Below are 21,790 nucleotides of genomic sequence, written 5' to 3' on the forward strand. Positions count from 1 at the left end.
TGATCCTGGCATTCCCAGGTTCAAATCCTGGTATCCCAGCCAACTTCTTCTACCATAGAAAGTTGCTAAAAGAATAAGAACTGCGGGAGTGGCGGAATTGGTAGACGCGCTGGATTTAGGTTCCAGTATCTTAGGATGTGAGAGTTCAAGTCTCTCCTTCCGCACCATGTTCTCGATAAGAACTAAAACTATCAATTAATTCTTTGTTGGGATATCGCCAAGCGGTAAGGCACCAGGTTTTGATCCTGGCATTCCCAGGTTCAAATCCTGGTATCCCAGCCACTTTCTTAGATTATTCTGTATTCTCCTTCATTCACATATCTGTGTATAAACTCATTAATATTTATTGGTTTACTAAAGTAATAGCCTTGTAGATAATCACAATTCATTTGAGTTAATGTTTGTTTGAGGTCGTTATTTTCTATCCCCTCTGCCACTACTCTGCAGTTTAGTCGTGTTGCTAAAAATAATGTCGATTCAACAATGGCATAATCCGCTATTTGGGTCAGCATATCTTTGATAAATGATTGATCTATTTTTATTTGGCTAATTGGCAACTCTCGCAGTAAAACCAACGATGAAAAACCAGTACCAAAGTCATCTACACTAAATTCAAACCCTCTACTGTTTAATTTTTGCATCATGGAGCGCGCTGCTTCAAGATTAGTCATCATCGCACATTCTGTAATTTCAAATATAATAAAATCACTTAAACTAGGGTCGTTAGTGACCAACTCTTCTGCAAAGTCATAAAATTCAGGACTCTCTAAATCCTTAGTAGACAAATTAACGTGTATTGAGCCTACAAACCCTGCCGCTTTGAGTTGCGCTAAATGCTTAATTGTTTCAAGTAATACCCATTTAGAAATATTGAGTATCAGCCCGCTTTGCTCTGCAATTGTAATAAATACGTCGGGGCTAATGAAAGAGCCATCACTTTGCGGCCAACGAATTAAAGCCTCTGCCCCGTGAACTTCATTGGCTCGTGCATCAAATATTGGTTGTAGATAAAGCTCAAACTCATGGTTCTGAATCGCTTGTTTAATACGCGAGGTCATATTTGAAAGCTCGTTAGCACGAGTGCTCAACGCCTCAAAATAATGTACATACAGTTGCTGTGTGTCTTTAGCCTCATGCAGTGCTAAGTCTGCTTGCTTTAAAAGCTCATTAGCGTGCGACGAGTGATTCGCAAAGGTTGTTATTCCTACAGTCACGTGTACACGTAAACTATGCTCGTAAATATGAAAAGGGTGTTTGGTTGATTTTTTTATTGCCTCAATACATAAATCAATTGCCTCATTGGCTGAGTTATCAACAATAAGGGCAAACTCATCGCCGCCCAAACGGTAAAGCTTGGCTATTCCCACAATATTTTGGCTAAGAGTTTTTGAAAAAATGCTTAACAGCATATCCCCTACTTTATTACCGTATGAGTCATTAAACGATTTAAAGCGGTTTAAATCTATGAGCATTAAATAAAAAGAAGGTTCGTATTTAACTTGTTTGTTAAGCACCTGAAAAAACTTTTTTCGATTAGGGAGGCCGGTTAAGCTGTCGTTCTCCGCAAGGGTGCGTTGACGTGTTGCAAAGCGGTCAATTTTTAAAATACTTTTTAAACTAAGCTGTATAACTAAATAAACAAACGCCCCACCACCAAACAAAATAAGCGATACACTCGTTGCAATAAAGCCGTCTATATCGTTATTTACAAAATAATAAAGCACATACCAATAGCCCACTATAAAACTAAAAATAAGCGCTAAAAGTAAAATCCACGATACACGATTTGTTTTTTTACAAATTTTTACTGTAGGCATAATACTTAGCGTCAGTAGCAAAGCGCCCACAATAAGTATAAAAATAAAAAAGTTTTCCACAAACACACTACTTTTAATTGGTTAGTAGTTTGAGTATGGCAAAAAAACGCAATAACGGAATAAATTAATAGTGACAACTATGCAGGTGCCCAAGTGGCATAAGAAAGGGAGTGATTGGCTGTGCATTTCTTCAGTTAGCCAATCACTTAAGTAGATTTAATTAAGCTCTCCACTAATGGCATATTTTAATACCCAGTTTTTTAAAGGACCGGTATTGTTAGCCATTTTTAAAAACTGGCTGCGCGCCCATTTAAGCGGCGTAATTTGATTAGAAAAACCAAAGTAACATGCATCCATCATGCTCATCATTAATAGGTTGGCTTTACGGCGGCTTCGCTCGTATTCTTTTAGTTTTAGCGGGCAACCTATATCATCAGCGTCTTCAAGTGCCTGTGCGAGTGCTACCACATCTTGAAAGCCTAAATTAACGCCTTGCCCGGCCAGTGGGTTAATTGTGTGCGCCGCATCGCCAACTAACACCAAACGCCCATTAGAGTAATTATTTGCATGCTGACGAGTAAGAGGAAATACCGCATGTGCTTGCACCTCAAAATCCCCTGCAAGCGCTGGAAACTTATTTAAAATGTGCATTTTCATCTGTTCTGCACTTTGCCCTTTAAACTGCTGTAGCGTATTAGCATTGTCGTACCAAATTAAGTTTGCGTATGGGGCCTGCATAGGTAAAAACGCCAAAGGGCCTGTGGGTGTAAACTGCTGCCATGTTTTTATTTGCTGCGGCGCATCAAGCTTTATAAGTATGCCCATACACTGCTGCTGATATTGCCAGCCCGTTACGCCAATATTAGCCATTGTACGAAGCTGCGACTGCCCACCATCGGCTGCAATCACTAAGTCAGCGCTATAGCGCTGTTGCTCATAAACCAGTGTTATAGAATCAGTATTTTGCTCAATGGCACTCACCGGTACCGATTGCTCAATAACCTCTATGCCATATTTATTAAACTGCTGCCAAAGGCTTGCTTGGATTAAGTTGTTTTCAATTAAATGGCCTAGATGCGATGTATTTATGTCTTCGCAATCAAACACTAAGTTATCGCCACCTTGCTCAAATGCCTCTAACTGCTGATATGGCGCTAACCGATTTTGCCTCAAAGTAGGCATTGCGCCTAGTTCATCAAGTAAATTTTCTGAAAAACGATTAATAGCCGACACCCGAATATCGACCTGTTCACTGGCTAAAATAGCGTCGGCGTCAATCAGTCTTTTTTCTATAATCCGTACTGACTTTCCTTGTTGTGCTAGCTTAATTGCCATAGCTGCACCAACCATTCCGCCGCCTACTATAATCACTTTATTTTGAGTCATGTTTTTCATCATTTGGTTAATACGTGAAACTATTTTGATTGTACCGTAACTCACAGGATTTATGCGAGAGTATACACAGACAGCTTAATTAAACTGCCCATGGATTGATTTGAGATCACAAACATGAAAACTATACTTGGATCTGGGCGGGTATCCAGCTAAAATACGCGTCCTTTAAGTGAGCAACCATGCTCCTTAATCCCGTTTTAAGCACATTTATGTGCCACTACCGAATTGAACACGAGGCTATATTTCAATGAGCAAAAAGCTGCATATCAAAACGTGGGGTTGTCAGATGAACGAGTACGACTCTCAGAAGATGGCTGATCTTTTAGATTCAACCAACGGCTACCAGCTAACGGAAGAAGCAGCAGACGCCGACGTTATTTTACTTAACACTTGTTCAATTCGTGAAAAAGCACAAGAAAAAGTATTTCACCAATTAGGCCGCTGGAAATTACTAAAAGATGACAAGCCTGATTTAATTATTGGTGTAGGTGGCTGTGTTGCCTCGCAAGAAGGTGACTCTATTCGCCAGCGCGCCCCGTTTGTTGATGTTATTTTTGGCCCACAAACACTGCACCGCTTGCCAGAAATGATTAAACAAGTGCAAGGTGAAGGCTCATCGGTCGTTGATATTTCATTCCCAGAGATTGAAAAATTTGACCGCTTACCAGAGCCAAAAGCAGAAGGCCCATCTGCGTTTGTATCTATTATGGAAGGCTGCTCTAAGTACTGTACTTTTTGTGTTGTACCTTACACGCGTGGTGAAGAAGTCAGCCGCCCATTAGATGACGTATTATTAGAAGTTGCCCAACTTGCTGAGCAAGGCGTACGTGAGGTAAACCTACTTGGTCAAAACGTAAACGCATACCGCGGTGATACGCACGATGGGGAGATTTGTTACTTCTCAGATTTAATTCGCTACGTTGCCGCAATTGATGGTATTGACCGTATTCGCTACACCACCTCGCACCCAGTTGAATTTACGCCAGATATAATCGACGCTTACGCTGATGTACCAGAGCTTGTTGACCATTTACACTTGCCAGTGCAAAGTGGTTCAGACCGTATTCTTAATTTAATGAAACGCGGCCATACAGCGCTTGAGTACAAATCAACAATACGAAAGCTACGTAAAATTCGCCCTAACTTAAGCATGTCGTCAGACTTCATTATTGGTTTTCCGGGTGAGAGCAAAGCTGACTTTGAAGCCACAATGAACCTAATTAACGACATTGGCTTTGATATGAGCTTTAGCTTTATTTACAGTGCGCGCCCAGGTACGCCTGCCGCCGACTTACCAGATGATGTATCTGAGCAAGAGAAAAAAGAGCGCTTATACTTATTACAAAACCGTATTACACAAATGGCACAACAAATTAGTCGCCAAATGTTTGATACAGAGCAACGTATTTTAGTTGAGGGACCATCTAAAAAGAACCCAATGGAATTACGTGGGCGCACCGAAAATAACCGTGTAGTTAACTTTGTTGGCCCACACACAGTGATCGGCCAGTTTGTTGATGTACGTATTACCGAAGCGCTACCAAACTCTTTACGTGGTGATTTAATCCGTACAGAATCAGAAATGAACTTACGTCGTGATGTTGCTCCATCAGCTATTTTAATAAAAGCGGCAAGTGTAGAGCCTAACATCGATACAACCAACGAAATTGGTGTTGCTACATTCGTACCTTAGTTGTATAAATTCATTGCGCCAGTAATAATCACTGGCGCACCCGAATAGGAAGTAATTTTGAGTAATCAGTTAAAAACATTAGAGATTTATTTAGAACCTGCCGACAACAAACGCCTTTCCTCTTTATGTGGCCCGTTTGACGAAAACATCAAACAGATTGAACGCCGCCTTGGTGTTGAAATAATCCACCGCGACAACTTTTTTAAGGTAACAGGTAAACTGCACTCAAGTGCTGCGGCTGTAGAAATTTTAAAAAACCTTTATGTTGATACTCAGCCTGTTCGTGATGAAATTGGAGAGATTGAGCCTGAGGACGTTCACTTAGCGATTAGTGAATCAAAAGCCCTTGAGCAAGATATACCGCAAAGTGCCTACGGCAAAGAAATGTACATTAAAACCCGCCGTGGCGTAATTAAACCGCGTAACGACAATCAAGGGTTATATGTTGCTAATATTTTGCATCACGATATTACCTTTGGTATTGGCCCTGCTGGTACTGGTAAAACCTACCTTGCTGTTGCCGCTGCAGTAGACGCCTTAGAGCGCCAAGAAATTCGCCGCATATTACTGACCCGTCCAGCGGTAGAAGCCGGCGAAAAACTAGGCTTTTTACCGGGCGATCTAAGCCAAAAAGTAGACCCATACTTACGCCCGCTTTACGATGCCTTATTTGAAATGCTTGGTTTTGAAAGAGTAGAAAAGCTCATAGAAAAGCACATTATCGAAATAGCGCCGCTTGCTTATATGCGTGGACGCACCCTAAACGATGCGTTTATTATTTTAGATGAAAGCCAAAATACCACCGCAGAGCAAATGAAAATGTTCTTAACCCGTATAGGCTTTAATTCTAAAGCGGTTATAACAGGCGATATAACTCAAGTTGATTTACCTCGTGGTGCACGCTCGGGTCTTCGCCATGCAATAGAAGTGCTAAGTGATGTTGAAGAAATTAGCTTTAACTTTTTCCAATCACACGATATTGTTCGCCACCCTGTTGTCGGGCGTATTGTAGAAGCCTACGAGCGCAGTGACGAAAGCGAGCGACTAAAGCGTATTGAAAAGCAAAAAGCTAAAGAGCAACAGGCCGCTCAACAACCGCCTGCTACTAAAGAGTAATACCGTGAGCACCGAATTAGATTTACAAATAGCGTGTGAATTTGACAACCTTCCTAGCGAAGAACAATTTACAATGTGGGCCGATAAAGCGCTGAGCAAGTTTCGTGATGAGTCTGAGCTTAGTATCGTAATAAGTGACGAAGCCCAATCACAACAACTAAACAACGACTACCGTGGTAAAAACAAACCAACGAACGTGTTGTCGTTTGAATTTGAAGCACCGCCAGGCATTGAGCTGCCGCTAGTTGGTGATTTAATCATTTGCCCAGCTATTGTATTAGCTGAGGCAATCGAGCAAGAAAAGTCATTTCATGATCACTTTGCCCATATGGTTATTCATGGATGCTTGCATTTACTTGGATTTGACCATATAAAGAGTGAAGATGCTTTTGAGATGGAAAGCATAGAAAAGCAATTACTTGCAGAGCTAAACATAGCTGACCCATATCGGGACGAACTTTAAATTAACGGAGCATTTAGACGCAATGAGCGACGATAACTCGCAATCTAGCCAGGGTTCTTCTGGCAAAACGTGGATGGGCCGCATAGCCCAAATGTTGCAAGGGGAACCCCAGAATAGAGATGAGCTGGTTGAAGTAATTGCCGACGCGCAAGAGCGTGACGTAATAGATCCAGAAACCAAAGAAATGATTGAAGGTGTGCTTGGTGTATCTAAGCTTAAAGTGCGCGATATAATGATACCGCGCTCGCAAATGGTCACACTCGAAATCGACAGCCCCCTTGAAGATTTGATCCCTATGATGGTCGACTCCACCCACTCGCGTTTTCCGGTAGTGTGTGAAGACAAAGACCACGTAGAGGGTATTTTGCTCGCAAAAGACTTGCTGCCGCTTATTTTAAATAAAGATGAGCACCTCCCGTCACTGCGCGAATATTTACGCCCAGCCATGGTTGTGCCCGAAAGCAAGCGCGTAGACACCCTACTAAATGAGTTTCGCCAACAACGCTATCACATGGCAATTGTAATTGACGAATACGGCGGTGTGTCGGGCCTTGTCACCATTGAAGATATTCTTGAAATCATTGTCGGCGAAATCGAAGATGAGCACGACGAAGAAGAAGATCAACAAGATATTCGCCAGCTAGCTAAGCATGTATACGTAGTACAAGCGCTTACCCCTGTAGATGACTTTAACGAGTACTTTAAAACAGGTTACAGCACCGATGAAGCCGATACCATTGGCGGTACAGTACTACACGCATTTGGCCACATGCCAAGTCGCGGCGAAACAATTGAAATAGACGATTATCAGTTTAAAGTTACAAACTCCGATAACCGTCGTATTTTACAACTGCAAGTCACCGTTCCTAAGGTTGATGAAAACGACAGTGAAGAAACTACTAACTAAGCTCACCCTGTTAGTAAAAGATAAAAAAGCATGGCTCGCACTGGTTGCGGGCCTTATTTTAACTTTTGGCTACGCCCCTTACCAAATTTGGCCCATTGCATTTTTTAGCATTGCCGCCATTATTTTTTGTATTAACCCAAACAACACAGGCAAAGCGCACGCAAAAACAGCCGCTAAATATGGCTTTATATTTGGCTTAGGCTGGTTTGGCGCAGGTATTAGTTGGGTGCATGTATCAATTGCCACCTTTGGCGGCATGCCGCTTATTGCCTCGCTCTCATTAATGGCCTTGCTATGCTCGTATTTAGCGCTGTTTCCGGCGCTGGCGTTTTGGGCAGCCACTCGCTTTGCAAGCGGCCCTAAGAGCTTTGGCGCATTGCTTATAGCAGCGTTTTCAATCAGTGAATATTTACGTGGTGTAGTGCTTACCGGTTTTCCGTGGCTAAGTTTTGGTTATACACAAACCGATGGCCCGCTTAGATTACTTGCCCCCTATATTGGCGAATTTGGCTTAACGCTTACCTGTGTCGGCATTGGTTTTGCCCTTTACAGGCTCACCCAAAAAGAGTTTAAAACCCCATTAATAAGCGCAGCCGCATTAGCGTTACTTATTATTGGCGCATTAAATACCGGCAATAATCGCTACTCAGGCAAAGAAATGTCGACCTTACTGGTGCAAGGTAATATTAAACAACACCTGCGCTTTGAGCCCAGTGAGTTTTGGACCACCATGAGCAAATACCAAGACCTAACGCGCCCACATTGGAATGCTGATCTCGTGGTATGGCCCGAAGCCGCCGTGCCCGAAATAGAAGCCCTGGCCGACACGTACTTAGCCAATTTAGACAGCGCTGCATCGTTTAATAAAACCGCGTTAGTTACCGGTATTGTTGACTACCAACTCGACACCAAAACCATTTTCAATACGCTGATTGTGGTCGGTAATAAAGAGCACAACGACGAGCACGGCCATTACCGCTACCTAGACAAAAACCGCTATCGTAAGCACCAGTTGTTACCTATCGGCGAATTTGTACCATTTCAGGATATATTGCGCCCTATAGCACCATTGTTTGACTTACCTATGTCATCGTTTACGCGTGGCGAAAGAGTGCAAAACAACTTACGCGCCAACGGCTTTAACTTACTACCTGCCATTTGCTACGAAATCGTATTTGCCGATTTGGTGCGCGGTAACTACAAAAGCAACTCAGACCTACTCTTTACCGTAAGTAACGATGCCTGGTTTAGCGATTCCATTGGGCCATTACAACACATGCAAATAGCCCGCATGCGCGCTTTAGAGCTACAACGCCCGCTGGTACGCGTTACCAACAATGGTGTAAGCGCCGTATACGACCCAATAAGCCACACTCAACAAACCATGCCACAGTTTGAAGCGGCGACCATGAAAGCCAATATAAAGCTTATACAAGGCGACAGCGTGTACAGCCAATATGGCAATGTGTTTGTATGGGGGTTTGTAGTGTTGTTGGTGATTGGTGGAATTGGGGTAAGGTTTAGGAAATAAAATAGAGTTGATAGCTGCGCAAAAGCAGCTATTAAAATAACGATGTTTTGCTGGGTTTCGCTTTGCTCTACCCAACCTACAAAATTACTTTTTAATCCAACCTATGCTTAAAATATAGCGAGTACCTTGCTCTATTTTTAATACTTGGTGCCGCTCAATATCGGGCCTGAAAAGTTTAACTCGGCTGTAATTTATAATTGGGTTTTCACACACAAACTCACCACCTTTTTCGGCATGCTTCAGTACAATATTGAGTCTAAAGTGCCTGCCAGTTTTCACTTTATCGATATGCGGCTTTATTTCACTCCCCTGCGGGAATTTAATTAAGTATGCATCAAATTTAAAAGGGAAAAGCAGATAGAACAACAACATTTTATCGTAACCCGACGCTTGTCGACCCCGTTGCCAACTAAATAACTTACTTTGCATAAAACATCATACCAATGATTAACTAGAAGTTTGGCTCTTATTTTACACAATATAAAGTTTCTTTATTAATTCTACTCATAGAGTATTTATTAAAAACATTTTAATAATTACCTGCTTTCACCCGTGTATTAATAATTAATCTTATTGTACTCATTATTTCTAAACTTACACGACGCTCTGCTGATAGACGACTGTAATTTCCGATATTACTAAAGTAATTTATTGTTTTAGAAAGCGCTTCACTACCAAATTTAAGATAATTATTGGCCTCTTCATCTAGAAGTTTATAAATTGCAGACGTTTGACTATGCATGGAACCGCTAAGTTGTTGGATGTAATAACCATCATTATTTTCAAATAAATACCACATAGGACCAACCTCAATAAAACCACCCTTTTCTTAAGTATCTTAAAAGCCAAGAAATTTAAACTTTAATTTTGCCGAGTGCACTCTGCTCGCCTGTGGCCTAAGTAAATTGCAGTGAATATCAATATAACTACTCTTGCTTGGCTCTATCAACATGTCATCGCTTTTACCTAAACAATTACCAACAAATTTACCGTTTTCATCAAATGTAGATGCAATTACGCCGCCAGCATATATACTTTCGTTAGAGATGTTTTTTAACTCTGCAGTTATTCTTACATGCCCATTTTCTTTAAAAATATCAGAAAGGGTAAGTTTGTAATCATTACTTAAATCAGACGCGCTATCTAATGCTTTATTAGAAACCAGCTCTTTAAATCCGCTATCCACCTCAGCAGCTATGGTAAGCGCATATACACTGATGCCACCTAGCGTTGCTATTACAAACCCTACTCCCCAAAAAAAGCCTTTCATAATCTCATTAAAATTAGTACTCATTTAATTCCTTTTTTAATTTTTCACCACTGAATTTCATTAACGATATATCCAAAGTAACTTTTTTCACCGACTAAGTTTATTCTCTCATTTCTAATGTTTTGTAGCTCGTGCGTATCTAAGTACCATCTAAATGAGCGGTCCTCGCCAGAGGACAAATCAACAAGGTTTAACCTTATACATTGTTGCTCATTATCTATAATACAAGCACTTACATCAGTTAATAAATATTCTTTTGACCACGTCTCGCCTAAATCATTTTCAGCATAATATAAGATGGGAACCACGCTTAAATTCCATAACGCCGTATATATGAAACAAGGGTACATCACTATCAAAAAACCTTTTACTAACTTACTGCCTTTAAAAAAGTGATTAGTCATTAAATAATGGAAGTTGCTATCACACCTATACTTTTTAAATAATGTATATATTACTGCCATGGTTAATATAGGTAATACTATTAGCTCTATAAAATGTAATCGCTCATTAGCAATAAAAGCAGGATCGTTAAGCTCATACCATCCAATGAGCAACACTAAATAGCTCATTAGTACGAATACAGTTAATAGATATAAAAAACTTTTATGAAGCTCTTTATGCTTTACATTTAACAATTAAAGTCTCATTTAATTTTTATGGTGAAATTGTCTTTTGAGTATGTTTTTTAACCCATAATACCAACTAAGCGCAGCGACTGTGCCATGGGTTTCATCTTCAAAGTAGCGTTGATTTACAACTAAATTATCGCTTGGGTGCTCTCTTAACTTTTCAGCGAATGCTAATCCCCATTGGTAATTTGTTTTACCAATTTCGCCAAACGCTTTAGCGTTATTTGCAAAGGTAAAATACACGTTGCCTTTAAGCGGTTTATTTATAAGTTGTTTCTCATCAAAATAACGATTGAGGTAATTATTATCCCAAAGGTAAGTCGCATCAATAATTAAGTAATCTGTAAATAATGCGTGGTTGCTAAGTAATACATAGCTGGCAAACAAGCCACCGAAGGACTCACCTATTAATACGCGTTTAGTTGATGTTCGGTAATTTTTATTAATGAGAGGAATAAGTTCTTTTTCAAAAAAGGCGCTGTAATTTTTGGCGTTGCCAATATTTTCAAACTTTTCTAGAAGTTTACCGTTAAATGTCCAATCAACATTGGTTGGGGCAAAGTCTCGCTCTCTTATCGCATTTTGACTATTAGGGATGGCTACTATAATTGCTTGCTGTATTTGCTGCTCAAGACGCTCAGTACTGAGTGCCTCAACCAGCCCTGCAACGGCTTTTAGATGTATTTGGTCACCATCGAGCAAGTAAATAACTGGATATACGTTATCAGGGTTTTGCTTGTAGCTTGGCGGTAAATAAACGCTAAAGCTACGCTGTTCATTTAAAATAACAGACTTAAGCAGATAGGTTTTGGCTAAAGTAATAGGCTCTGAGGCATTTACATTTATTGTAAAAAATAAATGTAAAAATATTATTGATAAGACTTTCATACATATCCTTGTATTATATTAATAGCAAACCAAGAAGAAAGGCCCTTCTTTCAACAATCAAAACACCGCTTTTATTACTAAGCTATTCCTTAGCTCTTGAGGCTAACTTTTTATATATTGCATCTTTATCGCGTTTACCAATTGTGAGTACATACACCACAACTTCGTTATCAATGACTTCGTAAGCAAGGCGGTACCCTGCTGTACGCAATTTTATTTTATAAACATTATCAAAGCCGCGTAATTTAGAGGCTGGGACATGCGGATTATCTAAGTGCTCAGCAAGCTTCTTTTTAAACTGGCTTTTAAGTGGTGGCGCAAGTTTTTCCCACTCTTTTAAGGCTGCTGGTAAAAACTTTAACTTATAAGTCATCTATACTAACTTCAACCGCTTGAGATAAATCGCCTCTGCGGCTCTCAACAACTTTAGTTAGTTCATAATCATCCAATTGTTCCATTAGTTGCTCATACATTTGTGCAGGCACCAAGTAAGCTGCAGGCTTATTATGATTTAATATGGCTATTGCAGCGCCATCAGCTTCATTTAAAAGCGCGGTTGGGTTTTTTTTAAGTTCTGAAATACTTGCCGAACAATCAGCTAAAACCTGCCTCATATAACACCTATAAAGAACTAAATTAAGACCTTATTTTAGCCCTTTTTTTATCTAAAGCTATATATTTTATAATTGCTTATTTTCTAAGTAGTTTTTAAATTCTTTTCTACCGTTTGTGCATTTAAAACCTAGTTCACACTGCCCTGAATAACTACAGTCGCTGATATTTTACCTTGAATGGCTTGCCTGTTTGGGTCCCAGTATACTTGTAAAAAGCCTAACAAGCCCGTTGCAAAACCGGCGCCGTAACCGCCGTACCGTCCAAAGCAATCAAGCATGCCTAGTGGCTCGCCGTTTAGTGAAACCACTCGAATATTACATACTTTTTTACCTAGAGTTTGACCACGCCATAATAACAAAAACAACGTAAAGTATACGGCCGCCCAACCAAAGCCAAGGCCTTGAATAATGCCTTTACCCCACTGCAATATACTGGTGACAGGTTTAATTTGCTTGCTTAGTTCATCGTTTTGCTGTGTTTTCTATTTTACTGATTGATATTAGCTCAAGTTAAAAGTATTGATTTACCGACATAAAAAAAGGGCTGCATACATGCAGCCCTTAAAATACTTTATTTATAAATAATTAAGCGGTTGGGTAATCGGTATAACCTTGCTCTGCGCCACCAAACAAGGTGTCGGGGTTATGGCTATTTAGCGGTTTACCTTGCGCTAAACGTGCTGGTAGGTCAGGGTTAGACACAAACGGACGGCCAAAGCCGATCATGTCAGCCCAACCTTGCGCTAAGGCTTCATCAGCACGCTCTTTGGTGTATTTACCTGCGTAAATTAAAACGCCGTTATACGCTTTACGAATAGCCTGTTTAAACTCCACACTCATTAAAGGAGCATCATCCCAGTCGGCTTCAGCAATGTGTATGTAACCTACGCCAGCATCATTTAGTGCGTGCGCCACGGCTAAATATGTTTGCTCTGGGTTATCGTCAACCGTGCCGTTAAGCGTGGTAAGTGGCGCAAGTCTTACACCTACTTTTTGACTGCCAATTTCATCGCTTACAGCATTTACAACCTCAGTTAAAAAACGCAAACGATTATGCACACTGCCGCCATATTCATCAGTACGCGCATTTGATTGCGAGTCTAAAAATTGGTTAATTAAATACCCGTTAGCCGCGTGTAGCTCTATGCCGTCAAAGCCTGCGTCTACTGCATTTTTCGCCGCTTGGCGAAATTCTGTTAGTACATTTTCAATATCTTGCTTGCTCATTTCACGCGGTAGCTGAGTATCTACAAAACCAGGCTCGCCGTGTGTATCTACAAATACTTTTACGTTTTTTGCCGCAATGGCCGATGCTGATATTGGCTGCTCCCCACCCGTATTATCACTATGTGTTACGCGCCCTACATGCCAAAGCTGTGCAAACATAACACCACCAGCGTTGTGTACTTTGTTGGTTACAGTACGCCAACCTGCTACTTGCTCGTTTGTATAAATACCTGGTGTCCAAGCATAGCCTTTACCCAGCTCACTTATTTGTGTGCCTTCGCTTACGATTAACCCAGCACTTGCTCGCTGCGCATAATAAGTGGCCATTAAATCATTAGCAATGTCGCCAGGCTGCGTTGAGCGCGAGCGAGTCATTGGTGGCATAACAATTCGGTTTTTTAAAGTTTTACCTGCAAGTTCTATCGGTGAGAAAAGTAACGTCATAATGCCTCCTAAGTTTGATGGCGCTCATAATAACGCAGCTATATAAATTCAAAAATAGCAAAAAACACAAAATAGCTTTGTTGTATTTGCAAAAGTGTCTACTTATTCTTCTGCCGAGCATTACATACAAACCATTTAAAAAGTCATGCTAGTGCTAGAAAATCAAATTGATACAATATAACATACCAACAAATACCCATTCGTAAGTAAAATTAAATGATAAATAAACTGCCCGTCACAGTGTTATCAGGCTTTTTAGGCGCTGGCAAAACAACCGTTCTTAGCCACATTCTTAACAACCGCCAAGGTAAAAAAGTGGCTGTTATAGTTAACGATATGAGCGATATAAACATAGATGCCGCCACTATTAAAAACGATATATCGCTTAGTCACAGCGATGAAAAACTCGTAGAGATGAGTAATGGCTGTATTTGCTGCACGTTACGCGAAGATTTACTGTTAGAGGTAAGCAAGCTTGCAAAAGAAGGTCGTTTTGATCATCTTGTTATTGAGTCAACCGGTATCTCTGAGCCACTCCCGGTTGCCGAAACATTTACCTTTGCTGATGAAAATGGCGTATCGCTAGGAGATATTGCCACTCTTGATACTATGGTAACGGTGGTTGATGCGGTTAATTTTTTAACCGATTACGAGCAAGCTAACGACTTACAAGATACAGGGGAATCCCTTGGTGAAGAAGATGAGCGAAGCGTTACCGACCTACTTATTGACCAAGTTGAATTTGCCGATGTAATTTTAATCAGTAAAACCGACTTAGTTACCAAAGCACAATTAAATAAACTCACCGCTATTTTAAACACACTCAATACTCAGGCAGAAATTATTCCTATATCGGCTGGAAAAGTTGATATTAATAAAGTAATTAACACAGGCCTGTTTGACTTTGAACGCGCCAAACAAGCCCCTGGCTGGCTTAAAGAAATGCGCGGTGAGCACATTCCAGAGACCGAAGAATACGGTATTAGCAGCTTTAATTACATTGCCCACCGCCCGTTTGACCCTGAAAAATTTTATACGTTTTTGCACGGTACTGAGCAATTTGGCAAGCTCATTCGCTCTAAAGGCTACTTTTGGCTTGCCACACGCCCTTTATTTTGCGGCCAGTGGAACCAAGCAGGCGGCATTGCCCACTATGGGTTTGCAGGCATGTTTTATAAAGCCATACCTAAAAAAGACTGGCCAACCGATCCTGAGCTACTTGCCGATATAAACAGCAAATGGGTAGAACCCTTTGGCGATATGCGCCAAGAGCTGGTATTTATTGGCCAATCATTAAATAAACAAGCCATGATTAAAGCGCTTGATGACTGCCTACTGCCTGAAGATGCCGTACTTAAAGGTAAAGATTTTTGGAGAACCTACAACGATCCGTTTCCAACTTGGGAGGAATTATAATGAACGCGCTAGCCCCTTTATCAGCACAAGTAAAACCCACCGAACCACTACATCGTCGTGCAGCTATAAATAGTGATGCCAATGTGCTACCGCAAATTTATAACGAAAACATCAACATTACGGTTTGGCAAAGAAACCTCGAAAGCACATTAACAGAGGCGGTTAATACGCTTATAAATACAGATGTATTAAAGCCACTTGAACTTGCACTATCACCCGACGATGCGTTTGATCAATTAATTAAAGCGCTAAAGCCCACAGAGCAAAATTATAATGAAGCTAAAGCGCTATGTGAAGATATAGCCTTACTCGTTGAAATGTTTTGTTGCCTGTTCGATTTAAAACGTGCTGGGCTAAGGCTTAAAGTGTTAGATAAACCTATGTGCCCGCGTTTTCATGTAGACAAAATTCCGTGCCGACTAGTAACGACTTATCAAGGTGTAGCAACGCAGTGGCTAAATCATAGCGATGTAGAGCGCTCAAAGCTGGGAGCGGGAAATTTAGGTAAGCCTGATGAAGAATCTGGTTTATTTTCATCAACAAGCCATATTAATCAATTAAATCAGGGCGATGTTGCCCTACTTAAAGGTGAATACTGGGACGAAAACGAAGGCGCAGGCTTAGTGCATCGCTCACCGCCGGTGGCAGCAAATGAGACTCGCCTGTTGCTCACCCTCGATTTTATTTAAACCATATCACGCTGGGGTAGACCCAGCGTTTTTGTTTAAGGTTGTTGAGCTGTGGCGGCCAACACAACTTCGCGTATACACACATTTTGCGGTTGTGCGTACACATACTCGACTGCTTGCGCAATGTCATCTGGCGCTAACACACCTCCCATTTCATCTTTCCATGCTTGGTAACCGTTTACTATATCTTCAGAGGTTGTGTGCGAAAGTAATTCTGTTTCAACAGCACCCGGCGCAATTGTAGATACACGTACATTACTGCTTGCGACTTCTTCGCGAACGTTTTCGCTAATTGCATGTACCGCAAATTTAGAGCCACAGTACGCTGCGTGGTTAGGAAAGGTTTTACGCCCTGCAACTGAGCTAATGTTTATAATGGTTCCCGTTTTACGCGCCTTCATTGGCGATAGTACAGCTTGCATGCCGTTCATTAAACCAATCACGTTTACATCAAACATGGTTTTCCACTCATCGGTATTTTGTACATCAAGCTCACTTAACAGCATTACTCCGGCATTATTAACAATACAATCGGCTGGACCATATTCACCCTCTGCTTTTGTTATTGCAGCGGTAAATGAATCTTTATCGGTAACATCTACTTTTTCGCATAAAGTATTTGGTAAGTTAAGCGCCTCTAAACGCTCAATACGACGTGCTAATAATAGTAGTGGGTGGCCGCTATCACTTAAACGACGTGCAATTGCTTCGCCAATACCAGAGCTTGCACCTGTGATCACAACTAACTTTTTCATAATAAACTCCATTGATTTTAAGTCGTGTGCAGCCTAATTGCTGCAATGAAGTCATTTTAAAAAGTTAAGCAATGTTGATAAATACGCCAAAACTCAAAATACTATTGCTGTATAACAACAATAAAAAAGCGTTACTGAGGCTGCTGCTCAAAACGCGTTTTAATAAAATCGATAAACTCTCGTAAACGTTTAGGCCGGTATTTATCGCTATGATAAATAGCAGAGAACGTCACGGCAGGAATTTGCCACTGCTGTAATATCTCTACAAGCTCACCGCTGGCTATCTCGGCTTTGCAGTACATTTTTGGCACCCTAATAATCCCCACACCCGCTAATGCACCTTGTAAAAGAGCATGCCCATTTTTGCATTTTAACTGCCCTGCTACTGTTATATCGATAAGTTGTGAGGGGGCTTCAATATTTTTAAAGCTCCACCGCGTTACCGAGCCTGTAAGGCAGCGGTGCTCGCTGAGCTCTTTAGGATGACAGGGTTCGCCAAAAGTGTTGATATATGCAGGACTTGCAAGAGTAACAATGTTAACGTCCATAAGCTTTTTAGCAACAAAACCGGCATCGGCTATTTCACCCATTCTAAAAGCAATATCAAATTCATCATTGATTAAATCAACCCGGTGACTGCTAAAATCAAGCTCAATATTAATTTGTGGGTAAAGCGCCATAAACTCACTCACATAACGCGCTATAAGTTGCTCGCCTATATAACCCCCTACACAGTTTATGCGAATAAGCCCGCGGGTTTGCTCTGAGTCATCAACGGCAGCAATCAACGCCTGATCAATCGTGTTTAATGCGCTTTGACATTGCTTAAATAACTGCTCACCTGCAAGCGTGAGCTTTAATGTACGCGTTGTACGAGTAACGAGCTTAACGGCCACTTTTGTTTCAAGCGCACTCATTTGCCGCGATACATGCGATCGAGATACCCCTAACGCCTCAGCCGCTTTGGTAAAGTTACCCAATTGAGCAATAAGTACAAATGAGCGAATATCAGCAAGGTTAATAGTATTAAGCATAAGCGCCTCAAATACGTGTTGAGCCTTACATAATAAACAAAATTGTTATTTTAAGTAATGCGTAACTCTTTATTTAGCCTGCGTTAAGCACTCTATTAATTACATCATACAAGCCCTGAGTATTCACCGGCTTAGAGATAAAGTCATCCATACCTACCTTTAAACAGCGCTGCTTATCATCTTCGTAGGCGTTCGCAGTAATAGCAACTATGGGCACATGTACTTTAGTATTTGCCTCGTTAGCACGTATTGTTTTAGTGCATTCGTAGCCGTCCATATTAGGCATTTGGCAATCCATTAAAATTAAATCAAAGCGGTTACCTTCGAGCACTCTTAGCGCTTCAATGCCGTCAGTTGCCATTACTAAGTTTACCTTGGTTGGTTCTAGCATTTTTGTAATGACTTGGCGGTTAATGGGATTATCTTCAACTAATAATAGTGTTTTATCGCTCAAATTAGGCAGCGACTGGTGCTTTTCAACAGGTTCTGGTTTGCTTGATTGTGCTTTAGGCGCGCTCACGTAAAATTTAACTACGCTCCCTTTACCAGGCTCGCTGTTGAGGGTAATTTTACCCTGCATTTTTCTAATTAACCCTTGGCTAATTGCTAAACCTAGCCCCGTGCCACCATATTTACGTGCAACGCCTACGTCTGCTTGCGTAAACTCGCTAAATAACAGCGCTTGTTGACTTTTTTCTATACCAATACCGCTATCAGCTACGCTAACTAAAAGCTGCTCGTTATCATAATCAAACGATAAACGTACAAAGCCGCGTTCAGTAAACTTATACGCGTTAGAGAGCAAATTAATAATGACTTGGTTTAACCGTAGGTCGTCGATTATTACGCATTCTGGTAGTCTATCACTTTGCTCAACAATAAACTCAACCTGCTCTGAGCTCACAATGGGCGAAAACAATGACTTAATATTAGCAACAAACGGCGCAAGAGTAGTTGCCCGCGGGCTAATTTCCATCGCGTTGGCTTCTATTTTAGAAAAATCTAAAATATCGTTTAAGATTTTCAGTAAATTTTGGGCGCTTTTTTGCTGTGTGTTTAACAATTCCCGCTGCTCATCGGTCAACGTATTATCACGCAGTAACACTTCCCCCATGCCTAAAATACCGTTCATAGGGGTACGCAGCTCGTGGCTCATATTGGCTAAAAATTGCGACTTAGCAACATTGGCTAAATTAGCTTTGTTCACTGCTTTTTTAAGCTCAGTGGTTTGCTCTGCCACTTTGCCCTCTAGCTGCTGATTAAATTCGCTGAGCTGAGCGTTTAATCCTTGGTTTCTGATATTAGAAGCTTGAAGGTTTTCTATTGAACGCTGAAGTGCATTAGCCAGTAATTCAAATTGCTGTTGTAGCTGCAATACTTCATGCCAACTTGAGTCTGTATTAAACTCATGCGTTTTAGATTTACTAAAGCTTTGCATTAGCGTAGTTAGGCTAGTGATTGGCTGCACTAATAAATTAGCAAGTTGGCGTATAAAAATTACCACCAAAATAATTAATATCGCACTTAACAAAATGGTAGGAAGCCACGCTTTTGCCACCGCCATACTTAAATGTTTACGATTGTAAAAGGTGATCACTTGCCAATTGTTTTGTGGGTCAATGTATCTAGAGCTGTGGTACACCTCATTTTTAGTAGACCGAAATAGGTTTTTATCACCTAAATTACTCGTATTAAAGCCTTGCTCGTTAAAGTCATTTAGTATTTTAAATTCATCAAACGAGCTAAAAACCACCTTTTTTTGCGCATCTAATACTACTAAATCACCTTTGTATTCAAAAAAGTTAGGTATAAAGCGCTCTAAACGATGTAGCTTCAATGAGCCCTCAACGACACCGTAAAACGTATTGTTTCTGTAAACTGGTGCTGAAAGCGCAACAATTGCCTCGCTCCGCAAGCCCCGCCCCTGAAACACACCACTGGTGTAACCAAGTGGATAATCCTGGGCTCTAGTAAAGTACGCTCTGTCTTTAACGTTTCGCTGCGCAAGACTAAGCCCCTTTATTAAATCGCTGGGCGAACTAAGCTCCACAAAGCCCTCAGCATTTGCGAACAAACTCGTAGTAAAACCAGGAAACAAAGACATAAGTCGCTTAAGCTGCACTTCGCTTGCAGTGCCCGCACTTATTGCATCACTACTCATAACAATAGCGTTTTTGTGAAATGCCAAATAATCATTTAATTGCGTGCTGATCGACTCGGCTTTTTCTTCTAGTTGAGCGTTAACTTCATATTCTAAACGCGCATGATGGTCGTTAACTAAAATGACACTGGTTAGCAATACCACTAAAATAATAATGACGCTGACCACATAGCTTAAAATTTTTGCCAGCGGCCTCCCCTGATACGCACGGCTAGCGTAAGGAACGAATACACTAATTAAATCAACCACCGCTAAGCTTATTAGCGCGTTAATTAAGTACTTTGATATAGCAACAACTAGCGTCAGCCAGGCCAAACCAATTACAAATTGCCCTATAACCCACACAAAAGGTAAACCTACACAGAGCCAAAAAACACTACCCAAAGGAAGGATAGGTTTAGAGCGGCGTAAACAAAGAGCATAAAGCCAACAAAGTTCAAGTAAGTAGACAATACTCGGCCAACAGTGGCCCCACCTATAAAGTAAAAAGCCAGACACAATAGCAAGGCTTAGGCACGCGTAACGCAGCCCAGTAAATACCAAACTACATAAAACAAATATCTGCCCAAACAAAAACTCAGAGCTGTCAAAAAAATATAATGGCGAGAGATTTACTAACCCGCCTAATAACCCTAACAAAACAGCGAGTGTCCACTTACTTCTTAGCGGCATTAATCAACCTTGAGGGACTTGGTTAACACATTAAGTGTTAAATTAATGTAATTTTTACATTATTACGTACAAGACAAAGGTTGTCTAGCTGCAATAAAACAGCAACAGGTAAACATTTAATCCCGTCAAAAAATTAAAATAACCAAAGGTAACAAAATTATTTAACAAGAAAGGTCTGCAATTAGCCACCCATTCAGAAGGTAAGTAATAGCGTGATAAGTATTGCACAGTTTTAGAATCATTAAGCCCTCAAAAACGTACTAGGTGCTTTTACACATACCCTTTTTATGACTCCCACTTAAATTTAACTTAATATCCTTGAGCATAGGTTTAGCATTTGCGATTGCTAAATAGGCATTAGCTAACGCTTGTGGCCCAGCGCAATAGTCTACATCGAGTATTACTGTTGAAATATTTAGTGTTTTTAATTTACCCTCTAACTCAGCAAATGTGAGTTTTGCTTTGGAGTTGCTAGTTAAGTAATTCGATTCTTTTACATAAATAGTGATTGTTTCATCTGCTAGTGCAGTAAACGGCAAGAATAAAAACAGTGTGAATGTAAAAATGATACGCATAAACCCTCCATGGTGTACAACGGCGAAAAAGCACTAAGCAACAATCGGCTATAATATTGAGAGAAACGATTTAAGCCAAACTTTTAACGCTCATGCATTGATGCTTCTGTTATTTGACGCCTCATTTCGCAGCGTGTTGTTTAATTTTAAGCAATTGGTTTTGTAATACTATAAAAGCGATTCCCATTGGTAAATAAGCTAACCAGCTAAAATGCTTTACGACTCAAAGTAGGAGAAAAATGAAACACAGAGTAACAACAAAAACACCCTTAATACTTTAAGTAAAATAATCAACTCAACGACTTTCACCTATTTCCCATGTTCATAACGCTCTGTCAACAGCTTATTATGTGTTTAATTCACTCATTCTGCTTTTTATACTTTCTGTATTTATATGCTTTTTAATATAAGGCCACTGTTTTAAACTTGCTTGAAGGCACGCATACATAAGGGTGGTCTATCATTTTCTATTTTAGTTAACCAATTTTGGA

The 21,790-nt window shown here is 40.6% G+C and carries 21 protein-coding genes, 2 tRNA genes and 1 pseudogene; 9 read left to right on the top strand and 15 right to left on the bottom strand.

What is annotated here, in order from left to right; translation table 11 throughout:
* The first annotated feature begins 82 nt into the window (after window positions 1–82).
* A tRNA-Leu gene (locus tag AABI99_RS13355) sits at window positions 83–167 on the top strand.
* Between the two features lie 40 nt (window positions 168–207).
* Window positions 208–282 (top strand) — tRNA-Gln (locus AABI99_RS13360).
* A gap of 5 nt (window positions 283–287) precedes the next feature.
* Here the strand turns inward: AABI99_RS13360 and AABI99_RS13365 are convergent.
* Together AABI99_RS13365 and AABI99_RS13370 are read right to left on the bottom strand one after the other, a co-directional pair.
* On the bottom strand, window positions 288–1,877 hold the full coding sequence (locus AABI99_RS13365; protein ID WP_338366392.1) for a bifunctional diguanylate cyclase/phosphodiesterase: 1,590 nt from the start codon (window positions 1,875–1,877) through the stop codon (window positions 288–290).
* A 156-nt stretch (window positions 1,878–2,033) separates the two neighbouring features.
* Entirely contained in the window at window positions 2,034–3,215 is a 1,182-nt protein-coding gene (locus AABI99_RS13370; RefSeq protein ID WP_338366393.1) for an FAD-dependent monooxygenase, read from the bottom strand.
* Between the two features lie 244 nt (window positions 3,216–3,459).
* On the opposite strand from AABI99_RS13370, the gene miaB reads away from it, so the two are divergent.
* From miaB to lnt, 5 genes are read left to right on the top strand one after another with little or no spacing between them, the layout of a single operon-like run.
* A complete protein-coding gene (gene miaB / locus AABI99_RS13375; protein ID WP_338366394.1) occupies window positions 3,460–4,905 on the top strand; it encodes a tRNA (N6-isopentenyl adenosine(37)-C2)-methylthiotransferase MiaB in 1,446 nt (481 codons plus the stop codon).
* A gap of 57 nt (window positions 4,906–4,962) precedes the next feature.
* A complete protein-coding gene (locus AABI99_RS13380; protein WP_338366395.1) occupies window positions 4,963–6,021 on the top strand; it encodes a PhoH family protein in 1,059 nt (352 codons plus the stop codon).
* Between the two features lie 4 nt (window positions 6,022–6,025).
* The gene (ybeY, locus tag AABI99_RS13385; RefSeq protein ID WP_338366396.1) at window positions 6,026–6,484 is read left to right on the top strand and encodes an rRNA maturation RNase YbeY; all 459 of its coding nucleotides are present in this window, start codon (window positions 6,026–6,028) and stop codon (window positions 6,482–6,484) included.
* Window positions 6,485–6,506: 22 nt separating this feature from the next.
* Window positions 6,507–7,391, top strand: coding sequence for a CNNM family magnesium/cobalt transport protein CorC (gene corC / locus AABI99_RS13390; protein ID WP_338366397.1), 885 nt, complete (start codon window positions 6,507–6,509; stop codon window positions 7,389–7,391).
* Complete coding sequence (gene lnt, locus AABI99_RS13395; RefSeq protein WP_338366398.1) at window positions 7,372–8,922, top strand: apolipoprotein N-acyltransferase; 1,551 nt, start codon at window positions 7,372–7,374, stop codon at window positions 8,920–8,922. Before corC ends, lnt begins: the two co-directional genes overlap by 20 nt.
* An 84-nt stretch (window positions 8,923–9,006) precedes the next feature.
* Here the strand turns inward: lnt and AABI99_RS13400 are convergent, their stop codons facing one another.
* The 9 genes and pseudogenes from AABI99_RS13400 to AABI99_RS13440 all read right to left on the bottom strand — a co-directional run bounded on the left by AABI99_RS13400 (window position 9,007) and on the right by AABI99_RS13440 (window position 13,997).
* Window positions 9,007–9,351, bottom strand: coding sequence for a 2OG-Fe(II) oxygenase (locus AABI99_RS13400; protein ID WP_338366399.1), 345 nt, complete (start codon window positions 9,349–9,351; stop codon window positions 9,007–9,009).
* 100 nt (window positions 9,352–9,451) lie between these two features.
* The gene (locus tag AABI99_RS13405) at window positions 9,452–9,721 is read right to left on the bottom strand and encodes a hypothetical protein (RefSeq protein WP_338366400.1); all 270 of its coding nucleotides are present in this window, start codon (window positions 9,719–9,721) and stop codon (window positions 9,452–9,454) included.
* Between the two features lie 39 nt (window positions 9,722–9,760).
* Window positions 9,761–10,216, bottom strand: coding sequence for an ATPase (locus tag AABI99_RS13410; protein WP_338366401.1), 456 nt, complete (start codon window positions 10,214–10,216; stop codon window positions 9,761–9,763).
* 20 nt (window positions 10,217–10,236) lie between these two features.
* On the bottom strand, window positions 10,237–10,500 hold the full coding sequence (locus AABI99_RS13415; RefSeq protein ID WP_338366402.1) for a hypothetical protein: 264 nt from the start codon (window positions 10,498–10,500) through the stop codon (window positions 10,237–10,239).
* A 342-nt stretch (window positions 10,501–10,842) separates the two neighbouring features.
* Window positions 10,843–11,712: an alpha/beta hydrolase-fold protein gene (locus tag AABI99_RS13420; protein WP_338366403.1), complete on the bottom strand. Its 870-nt coding sequence runs from the start codon at window positions 11,710–11,712 to the stop codon at window positions 10,843–10,845.
* A gap of 82 nt (window positions 11,713–11,794) precedes the next feature.
* A complete protein-coding gene (locus tag AABI99_RS13425; RefSeq protein ID WP_338366404.1) occupies window positions 11,795–12,085 on the bottom strand; it encodes a type II toxin-antitoxin system RelE/ParE family toxin in 291 nt (96 codons plus the stop codon).
* Window positions 12,075–12,326: a type II toxin-antitoxin system Phd/YefM family antitoxin gene (locus tag AABI99_RS13430; protein ID WP_004586953.1), complete on the bottom strand. Its 252-nt coding sequence runs from the start codon at window positions 12,324–12,326 to the stop codon at window positions 12,075–12,077. The genes AABI99_RS13425 and AABI99_RS13430 overlap by 11 nt, the downstream gene beginning before the upstream one ends.
* Window positions 12,327–12,454: 128 nt before the next feature.
* Window positions 12,455–12,760, bottom strand: a pseudogene (locus AABI99_RS13435) (RDD family protein); the annotation flags it as partial.
* 151 nt (window positions 12,761–12,911) lie between these two features.
* Window positions 12,912–13,997: an alkene reductase gene (locus AABI99_RS13440; protein WP_338366405.1), complete on the bottom strand. Its 1,086-nt coding sequence runs from the start codon at window positions 13,995–13,997 to the stop codon at window positions 12,912–12,914.
* 216 nt (window positions 13,998–14,213) lie between these two features.
* Here AABI99_RS13440 and zigA point away from each other — a divergent pair, with 216 nt between their 5' ends.
* Window positions 14,214–15,413: a zinc metallochaperone GTPase ZigA gene (zigA, locus tag AABI99_RS13445; RefSeq protein WP_338366406.1), complete on the top strand. Its 1,200-nt coding sequence runs from the start codon at window positions 14,214–14,216 to the stop codon at window positions 15,411–15,413.
* Window positions 15,413–16,102, top strand: coding sequence for a DUF1826 domain-containing protein (locus AABI99_RS13450; protein WP_338366407.1), 690 nt, complete (start codon window positions 15,413–15,415; stop codon window positions 16,100–16,102). Before zigA ends, AABI99_RS13450 begins: the two co-directional genes overlap by 1 nt.
* A 35-nt stretch (window positions 16,103–16,137) precedes the next feature.
* Here the strand turns inward: AABI99_RS13450 and AABI99_RS13455 are convergent, their stop codons facing one another.
* The 4 genes from AABI99_RS13455 to AABI99_RS13470 form a co-directional block, all read right to left on the bottom strand.
* Entirely contained in the window at window positions 16,138–16,857 is a 720-nt protein-coding gene (locus AABI99_RS13455; RefSeq protein WP_338366408.1) for an SDR family oxidoreductase, read from the bottom strand.
* Between the two features lie 131 nt (window positions 16,858–16,988).
* Window positions 16,989–17,891 carry a LysR family transcriptional regulator gene (locus AABI99_RS13460; RefSeq protein ID WP_338366409.1) on the bottom strand — a complete coding sequence of 301 codons (903 nt, stop codon included), beginning with the start codon at window positions 17,889–17,891 and terminating at the stop codon, window positions 16,989–16,991.
* A 73-nt stretch (window positions 17,892–17,964) separates the two neighbouring features.
* The gene (locus AABI99_RS13465; protein ID WP_338366410.1) at window positions 17,965–20,724 is read right to left on the bottom strand and encodes a response regulator; all 2,760 of its coding nucleotides are present in this window, start codon (window positions 20,722–20,724) and stop codon (window positions 17,965–17,967) included.
* A gap of 260 nt (window positions 20,725–20,984) precedes the next feature.
* Window positions 20,985–21,299 carry a hypothetical protein gene (locus AABI99_RS13470; protein WP_338366411.1) on the bottom strand — a complete coding sequence of 105 codons (315 nt, stop codon included), beginning with the start codon at window positions 21,297–21,299 and terminating at the stop codon, window positions 20,985–20,987.
* Window positions 21,300–21,790: the final 491 nt, after the last annotated feature.

The sequence above is a fragment of the uncultured Pseudoalteromonas sp. genome (genome assembly GCF_963922945.1).
GTDB lineage: Bacteria > Pseudomonadota > Gammaproteobacteria > Enterobacterales > Alteromonadaceae > Pseudoalteromonas.

Excerpts from the sequence above, each read along its gene's own strand:
- AABI99_RS13370 (WP_338366393.1), bottom strand. The coding sequence starts at position 3,215 with ATGATGAAAAACATGACTCAAAATAAAGTGATTATAGTAGGCGGCGGA.
- miaB (WP_338366394.1), top strand. The coding sequence starts at position 3,460 with ATGAGCAAAAAGCTGCATATCAAAACGTGGGGTTGTCAGATGAACGAG.
- corC (WP_338366397.1), top strand. The coding sequence starts at position 6,507 with ATGAGCGACGATAACTCGCAATCTAGCCAGGGTTCTTCTGGCAAAACG.
- AABI99_RS13400 (WP_338366399.1), bottom strand. The coding sequence starts at position 9,351 with ATGCAAAGTAAGTTATTTAGTTGGCAACGGGGTCGACAAGCGTCGGGT.
- AABI99_RS13405 (WP_338366400.1), bottom strand. The coding sequence starts at position 9,721 with ATGTGGTATTTATTTGAAAATAATGATGGTTATTACATCCAACAACTT.
- AABI99_RS13410 (WP_338366401.1), bottom strand. The coding sequence starts at position 10,216 with ATGAGTACTAATTTTAATGAGATTATGAAAGGCTTTTTTTGGGGAGTA.
- AABI99_RS13420 (WP_338366403.1), bottom strand. The coding sequence starts at position 11,712 with ATGAAAGTCTTATCAATAATATTTTTACATTTATTTTTTACAATAAAT.
- AABI99_RS13425 (WP_338366404.1), bottom strand. The coding sequence starts at position 12,085 with ATGACTTATAAGTTAAAGTTTTTACCAGCAGCCTTAAAAGAGTGGGAA.
- AABI99_RS13430 (WP_004586953.1), bottom strand. The coding sequence starts at position 12,326 with ATGAGGCAGGTTTTAGCTGATTGTTCGGCAAGTATTTCAGAACTTAAA.
- AABI99_RS13440 (WP_338366405.1), bottom strand. The coding sequence starts at position 13,997 with ATGACGTTACTTTTCTCACCGATAGAACTTGCAGGTAAAACTTTAAAA.
- zigA (WP_338366406.1), top strand. The coding sequence starts at position 14,214 with ATGATAAATAAACTGCCCGTCACAGTGTTATCAGGCTTTTTAGGCGCT.
- AABI99_RS13450 (WP_338366407.1), top strand. The coding sequence starts at position 15,413 with ATGAACGCGCTAGCCCCTTTATCAGCACAAGTAAAACCCACCGAACCA.
- AABI99_RS13455 (WP_338366408.1), bottom strand. The coding sequence starts at position 16,857 with ATGAAAAAGTTAGTTGTGATCACAGGTGCAAGCTCTGGTATTGGCGAA.
- AABI99_RS13460 (WP_338366409.1), bottom strand. The coding sequence starts at position 17,891 with ATGCTTAATACTATTAACCTTGCTGATATTCGCTCATTTGTACTTATT.
- AABI99_RS13465 (WP_338366410.1), bottom strand. The coding sequence starts at position 20,724 with ATGCCGCTAAGAAGTAAGTGGACACTCGCTGTTTTGTTAGGGTTATTA.
- AABI99_RS13470 (WP_338366411.1), bottom strand. The coding sequence starts at position 21,299 with ATGCGTATCATTTTTACATTCACACTGTTTTTATTCTTGCCGTTTACT.